The sequence below is a fragment of the Serratia sp. 506_PEND genome (assembly GCF_001076875.1).
GTDB classification, from domain to species: Bacteria; Pseudomonadota; Gammaproteobacteria; order Enterobacterales; family Enterobacteriaceae; genus Serratia; species Serratia marcescens.
In genome coordinates this window covers 1-675 of sequence record NZ_JVEL01000608.1, presented here as the reverse complement: position 1 = coordinate 675, position 675 = coordinate 1, and the positions used below count along the sequence as shown (strand labels likewise).

Below are 675 nucleotides of genomic sequence, written 5' to 3'. Positions count from 1 at the left end.
ATGCGGCGCTCTCGCGTCGCTTTCAGTTAGTTAATGTCGGTGAGCCGGATGTGGCGCAGGCGACGGTTATTCTGCGCGGACTGCGTAGTGTCTATGAGAAAGCACACGGGGTTCTGATTGATGAGGCGGCCCTGCAGGCGGCAGCATCTCTGTCGGCGCGCTATATCTCAGGTCGGCAGTTGCCGGATAAAGCCATCGATGTGCTGGATACGGCCTGCGCCAGAGTGGCGATTAACCTGACCACGCCTCCCCGCGAAGTGAGCCATCTGCAGACCCGGCTTGAGCAGCGCGGGCTGGAAATTGTTCAGCTCGAGCGGCAGTCACGCATTGGTCTTGGCGATCACCAGGCCCGGCTCACTGAGCTCTGTGCTGAGGAACAGGCAGAACGTGCAAAGCTGATAAAGGAAGAAGAAAACTGGCAGGCGCAGCTCGGGCTGGTGCAGGCGATCGTCGCACTGCGCGCGCAGCTGCTGGCGGCAGAGAGTGAAGATGATGATGAGCCGGTGGCTGCACTGCGACAGCTTGAGCAGGAGCTTGACGCGTTGCAGGCATCATCGGTGCGGGTCTCAGCACATGTGGATGCCCGGCAGGTGGCTTCGGTAGTGGCTGAATGGACGGGCGTGCCTGTCAACCGCATTTCACAAAGCGAGCTGGACGTGGTGATGAACCTGCCGG

The 675-nt window shown here is 60.7% G+C and carries 1 pseudogene; it reads left to right on the top strand.

From position 1 onward, the window contains the following. Nucleotides 1–675 (top strand): annotated as a pseudogene (locus ADK28_RS27725) (type VI secretion system ATPase TssH); the annotation flags it as partial.